At 65.3% G+C, this 5575-nt stretch carries 6 protein-coding genes; all 6 read right to left on the bottom strand.

Going from position 1 to position 5575, the window contains the following annotated elements:
- Nucleotides 1-679 (bottom strand): MFS transporter (locus tag E2C06_RS35140; RefSeq protein WP_133293188.1); only part of this gene is annotated, 679 nt, incomplete at its 3' end.
- Nucleotides 680-1047: 368 nt separating this feature from the next.
- Complete coding sequence (locus tag E2C06_RS35135) at nucleotides 1048-2028, bottom strand: tripartite tricarboxylate transporter substrate-binding protein (RefSeq protein ID WP_241671612.1); 981 nt, start codon at nucleotides 2026-2028, stop codon at nucleotides 1048-1050.
- The gene (locus E2C06_RS35130) at nucleotides 2028-2756 is read right to left on the bottom strand and encodes a TetR/AcrR family transcriptional regulator (RefSeq protein WP_133293186.1); all 729 of its coding nucleotides are present in this window, start codon (nucleotides 2754-2756) and stop codon (nucleotides 2028-2030) included. Before E2C06_RS35130 ends, E2C06_RS35135 begins: the two co-directional genes overlap by 1 nt.
- Before the next feature lie 103 nt (nucleotides 2757-2859).
- Nucleotides 2860-3054 carry a hypothetical protein gene (locus E2C06_RS35125; protein ID WP_133293185.1) on the bottom strand — a complete coding sequence of 65 codons (195 nt, stop codon included), beginning with the start codon at nucleotides 3052-3054 and terminating at the stop codon, nucleotides 2860-2862.
- A 108-nt stretch (nucleotides 3055-3162) separates the two neighbouring features.
- The gene (locus E2C06_RS35120) at nucleotides 3163-4362 is read right to left on the bottom strand and encodes an IS256 family transposase (RefSeq protein ID WP_133293184.1); all 1200 of its coding nucleotides are present in this window, start codon (nucleotides 4360-4362) and stop codon (nucleotides 3163-3165) included.
- 143 nt (nucleotides 4363-4505) lie between these two features.
- The gene (locus E2C06_RS35115) at nucleotides 4506-5453 is read right to left on the bottom strand and encodes an ABC transporter substrate-binding protein (protein ID WP_133293183.1); all 948 of its coding nucleotides are present in this window, start codon (nucleotides 5451-5453) and stop codon (nucleotides 4506-4508) included.
- Nucleotides 5454-5575 lie beyond the last annotated feature (122 nt).

The raw sequence follows: 5575 nt of genomic DNA, 5'->3' as shown, positions 1-5575 counted from the left end.
CGGGATCTACGACGTGAGAGGTGCGCCGCGTCCCGCCGGGACCAGTGACATGTCGAGTGCCGTCCGGTAGCAGGCCAATGTCTTCCGGACGGCGATGGACCAGCAGGGCCAGTGGACCGACAACCACCAGCACGAGCAAGCCCATGGCCTGGCAGGCTGCCCGCCAACCGTCACGATCAATGCCTAGCTGAAACCAAGGTAGAAGAACAACCGCGCCGGCGCCAACCCCCGCGAACGCAAAACCGATGGCCATGGCACGCCGGCGGATAAACCAGTTGGGCAGGTAGAGCGACTGCACGGTGAAGCCCATGAGATTCGCTCCGACCCCAACAAGCACGCCGAGCGTTCCGTAAAAGTGCCAGGGTGCGCTGATCATCGGCGCCAGGAACAAGCCCGTCGCCATCAGGGCAACACCCATGCCGATGACAATGCGTGGCCCGTTCCGGTCTACAGCCTGCCCGACGAAAGGGCTTAGGACAGCGGACACGAGAAAGCCGAACGAAAAAGCGCCAGCAACCATCCCACGCTCCCAGCCGAACTCATCGAGCAGAGGCGGCAAGAGGAGCGAGAAGGCGGTGCGCGCGCTCACCGCCACACCCATGGTGACGAAAGCAACGGCGATGACCACCCAGCCATAATAGAACGGCAGAAGCGGTGCGAGGCGGCGAGCGAGGTCCATTTCGGCCGATGATAGCGCTCGAAGCCGACCCTGTTGAGATGCGGCTCGCCATCATCGCACAAGACACGACGATAATGCACTAAATCGCAAGTTTTTCGTTCGTGTGGCCAGCATTCACATCGCTCACCAGCGTCGATCATGCGAGATGATCGGACAGCGCTTCGGCAGACGCGCGCTTCGCGCGAAACGATTTGCAGCAAACTTGTGGAACGCGAAGTAAGGATGCATGCGGCGGTCTTTTTCGTGCGCTGCTCCGGCTAACACGCGCACTCGCCCTCCCCGCGTGTTAGGAAAGGGCTGCCACAACCGCGGTCGGCCGCAAGTTTCCCACACTGCTTCTGGTTCGGATGGCAGGACAGTCCCGGCACCTACTCCGCGGCGAACCCGGTGGCTTTGACCACGCCGGCCCATCGCTCCAGGTCGGAGCGGCCGAGGCGGTCCAACTCCCCGGGGCTAGACGCCTCGGGGTCGATTGTCAGCGCGGTGCGCCACTGCTCGACGAAGCGCGCATCGTGGAAGGCGGCCTGGATCGTCTCCGACAACCTGGCCGCGAGGCCAGGCGGAGCGCCGGCGGGCAGGTACATGCCATACCAATCGAGCCAGTCGAGGCCGGGCACGCCCTGCTCGGCGAAGGTCGGCGTATCTGGCATACGCGACCAGCGCGCCGTACCCGTGATCCCCAAAATGCGCAGGCGCTGGTCGCCGGCCAGTCGCAGCATGTCTGCGCTCGCTCTGCTCAGTGCCGCGATCTGCCCGCCGATAACCTCGGGCACCGGGTCGTTGCGACCGGCCACATGCGTGCATTCAAACTTCAGCGCGAGCTTCAGCATCTCGCCCACGAAATGCGGCGGCGAGCCGGCGGCCACGCTGGCATAGGACGCCTTGGTCGGATTGGCGCGGCACCACTCCGCGAAGTCTCGCACCGTTCGTACCGAACTGGCCACCATAGGGCCGACGCAGAAGCTGAAGGCGGCGCGGCCAAGCAGGCTGACTGGCTGTAGATCCTCGAATGGTTTGTAGGCCAGGGTCTTGAAAGTATGGGGTGCGAGCGTGAGCACTCCCGACGGGGTCACGAGGGCTTGGCTGCCGTCCCGCGGCCCCTGAAGCACCGCATCGACGGCCAATCGCGCGGCAGCTCCCACGCGGTTCTCTACTACCACGGTGGGCGCGACGCGGCCGGCGAGGTAGGACGCTATGGTCCGGGCGATGACATCCGGTAGGTTACCCGGCGGCAGGCCTACGACCAGCTTGACGAGTTCCGGCATGCGTTGCTGCGCCCGCGATGGGGCGGGGAAGGCTGCGGCGGCGACCGCAGTCATGGCGGAACGGCGGTTGAGCTTCACTCGCATCACGTACGGCGCCTCCGCGCAGCAAGTTTGCGGGGCAATCCGGGCGCTGCGCGACCCGGGCCCGCATCCGCCCTGGCTATTTCCAGCAGAAGTTCCGCCGCCTCGTTGCCCTTCGCTGGCAGCAACGGCTCGGCGGGGTCGAGGAAGACAATGTGGCGGCCCGCGAGGATCCAGTTCAGCAGCAGGCCGATCTCGGTCGAATGCCGAGCCTCAGGGTACTCGGCCCGAACCATCTCCCGCGCCGCTGAGATGCGGAGAGCATCGACTTGGCGGACGACACGCAGGGCCCGCGAGTCCCTATGCGCCCAGATGCGCATGGCGAGTTCCAGTTCGGACCCAGACCGCCCGGTCCAGCGACCGGCCCGGTGCTCGGCGGCGTCCTGCAGGATGCCAGAGAGGGTGAAACGCCCGGTACGCCGCAGGTGGTCGTGGACCCATTCAACTTGAGCCAGCTTTCGCCGCAGCCAGTCCTCGGCCATGGCGCTGAGCAGCACATCGCGATTAGGGAGATGGCTGTAGAAGCTGCCCGGGGTACGGTCGCTGCGTCGCGCGAGATCCTCGATCCTGACGGCCTCGATGCCGCCGCGTGCCAGCGCCAGCAGAGCGAATTCGACCCAGTGTTGGCGCTTCCAGCGCTTGAGCGCGGCGAGTTCCGCCTCGCTTGGCAGCACTAGCGGGAACGGTGATCCATCATCGGTGCCGCTCTCGGCGTTGCTCGCCCCAGGCATTCGGCCCCCAAAAGATAGGATACCCTCTGAAGATAGGGTATCCCACGTTCATAGGAATGCCTATGTTTTTCCATAAAGCCGTCGGCCTGAGCCTTGCCGCCGATTATTGGCGGACCAGCGGGCAACCACCCTCATGCAGCGGTCGGAAGGCCTGCTCGCCCGGGATGGTGGCGATGATACGGTAGAGATCCCACGGGCCCTTCGACTCTTCGGGCCGCTTCACCTCGATCAGATTGACATCATGGACATGCCGTCCGTCCGCCCGAACACGGCCGCTCTTAGCAAAGACGTCGTTCACCGGTAGTTCGCGCATCTTCGCCGCGACTGCCAGGCCCTCATCTGTCCCGGGATCGTGTCCCGACGCATGGTGTAGGAGCGATGCTCCTGGGCGGGTTGGGCCGCCTTGTCAGGATGCCAGGGCTGGCAGGCTGACTGGGGCAGTATCGCTGATGGTGCCGATGGTCTCCAGGGTCATGTAGCGGGCCCGCTGGGTGGCCCACTCATCGGACTGCTCGAGCAGGATCGCCCCGATTAGTCTGACCGCGGCAGCTTCGTTCGGGAATATGCCGACGACATCGGTGCGACGCTTGATTTCGCCGTTGAGCCGCTCGATCGGGTTTGTGCTGTGTAACTTGGCCCGATGCGCGACGGGGAAGTGCATGTAGGCGAGGACGTCTTCCTCGGCAGCGTCCATCAAGGCGGCCAGCTTCGGCACCTTGGGGCGAAGTTGGTCGGCCACCGTGCGCCATTGGGCGTGGGCCGTCGCGGCGTCCTCCTGGGCATAGGCAGTGCCGATCCAGGCCGAGACGATGCGGCGCTGGGTCTTCCCGGCATGGGCCAGGGCGGTGCGGCCAAAATGCACGCGGCACCTTTGCCAGGTTGACCGCAGCACCTTCGTCACCGCGGCCTTCAGCCCCTCATGGGCATCGGAGATGACCAGCTTGACGCCGCGCAATCCGCGCCGCGCCAGCGAGCGCAGGAAGTCCAGCCAGAACGTCTCCGCCTCGGAGGCGCCGATGGCCATGCCGAGGACTTCGCGCCGGCCGTCGCCATTGACGCCGACCGCGACGGTCACCGCGACCGAGACGATGCGGCCCGCCTCGGGGACCTTCACGTAGGTGGCGTCGAGCCACAGGTAGGGCCAGTCGCCCTCAATGGGGCGGGCGAGGAAGTCGCCGACCCGCTCGTCGATCTCGGCGCAGAGGCGACTGACTTGGCTTTTTGAGACGCCCTCCAGGCCCATGGCCCGGACCAAGTCATCGACCGAGCGGGTAGAGATGCCCTGGACATAGGCCTCCTGGATCACCGCGGTTAGCGCCTTCTCGGCGGTCCTGCGGGGCTCCAGGAAGCCCGGGAAGTAAGTGCCCTTGCGTAGCTTCGGGATGCGCAGCTCGACTGTTCCGGCCCGGGTCTGCCAGTCTCGCTCGCGGTAGCCGTTGCGCTGGTTCACCCGCTCGGCGCTGCGTTCACCATGGGCAGCGCCGCACAGACCATCAGTTTCGAGCTCCATTAGCCGCTGGGCGGCGAAGCCGATCATCTCGCGGAGGAAGGTCGCGTCGGAACCCTTCTCCAAGAGCTCCCGAAGGGCGATCCTGTCGTCGGTCATCGTGGCTGTCCAAGGTTCGGGGTGTAGGTCTCGACAACCCCACCCTACCCAGGACCACCACGATGGCCGCCTCCGTTACGATGGCGGCCTCCTACACCATGCCCAGGGGCACGACGTGTCCCGGCCGCTTCGATCGCCTTCAGCTAGTGTCGCACGCCCGAATAGACGCCGACTTGGTACTGCGTTGGCATCGCGCCACGATGGCGTTCCGCGAAGCGGCGGGCGAAGGCATGGGTTTCCTCGTTTTGGTCCCAGTACCAGGCATCCACGGCGACAACGCCCTGCGCCGTCTGCAGGCCGAGCGCCTTGACGTCGGTGATGTTGACGAAGAAGCCAATCAGCCGCTGACCTTGCCGGGTCAGGCCGAACTCGCCCGCCTGCTTGATGGCTGTGATGGTATCTGTGCCGCCGTTAGCCAGTGCTACGACTTGCGCCCTTGAGGCCTGGGCTTGCAGCAGGAAAGAGGAGAAGTCTCCAGTGTTCAGCGGGTGCCGCGCCCGGCCGAGCACCCGACCGCCCTCCGCGTTCACCACCGCTTCCGAGCCGCGTTCGTTCGCGTAACCGCCTTCGTAGTCGACGGTCAGGTAATACCAGCTTTTGCCGCCCTGCTGCATCACGGCACGGGTGATACCGGAGGAGAGGGCATAACTGTCCAAGACCCAGTGGAAGCCGACAGCCGAGCATTGCCGGCCGGTGAGTTCGGTGGTGACCGCGGAGGTGTTGATGATGATGCGATTCCGCTCCCGCCCTACCTGTTGCACCGCCAGCGCGACAGCCGAGTTCGGCATATCGATGATCATGTCGACGCGGTCGGTGTCGATCCAGCGACGCGCCAGCGAGGCGCCGACATCCGGCTTGTTTTGGTGGTCGCCACCGATTACCTCGATTGGCTTGCCGAGCACACGTCCTCCATAGTCCTCGGCCGCCATGCGCGCCGCGGTGACCGAACCAGGGCCAGCGAAATCGGCATAAGGACCGGAGACGTCGTTGAGCACACCGACGCGCACGACTTCGTCGGAGACCTGTGCTGGTGCCACTGCCGGTGCGAGCATGAACGCAAACGCAGCAGCCGCGCCCTTGAGCTTGGACATTTGTTTCCTCCCTAGTGTCCTGATCTCGAAGTTCCTACGATTCTGATGCAGGGTCGTGGGGGCTGGCGATGGGCAAGGCGGCGGTGGCGATCGAGCTGACGACGCCGGAGCGGCGGGAGTTG

The sequence above is a fragment of the Dankookia rubra genome, assembly GCF_004355005.1.
Taxonomy (GTDB): Bacteria; Pseudomonadota; Alphaproteobacteria; order Acetobacterales; family Acetobacteraceae; genus Paracraurococcus; species Paracraurococcus ruber_A.
This window is presented reverse-complemented; position numbering and strand designations above follow the sequence as displayed.

Excerpts from the sequence above, each read along its gene's own strand:
- E2C06_RS35135 (WP_241671612.1), bottom strand. The coding sequence starts at position 2,028 with ATGCGAGTGAAGCTCAACCGCCGTTCCGCCATGACTGCGGTCGCCGCC.
- E2C06_RS35130 (WP_133293186.1), bottom strand. The coding sequence starts at position 2,756 with ATGCCTGGGGCGAGCAACGCCGAGAGCGGCACCGATGATGGATCACCG.
- E2C06_RS35120 (WP_133293184.1), bottom strand. The coding sequence starts at position 4,362 with ATGACCGACGACAGGATCGCCCTTCGGGAGCTCTTGGAGAAGGGTTCC.
- E2C06_RS35115 (WP_133293183.1), bottom strand. The coding sequence starts at position 5,453 with ATGTCCAAGCTCAAGGGCGCGGCTGCTGCGTTTGCGTTCATGCTCGCA.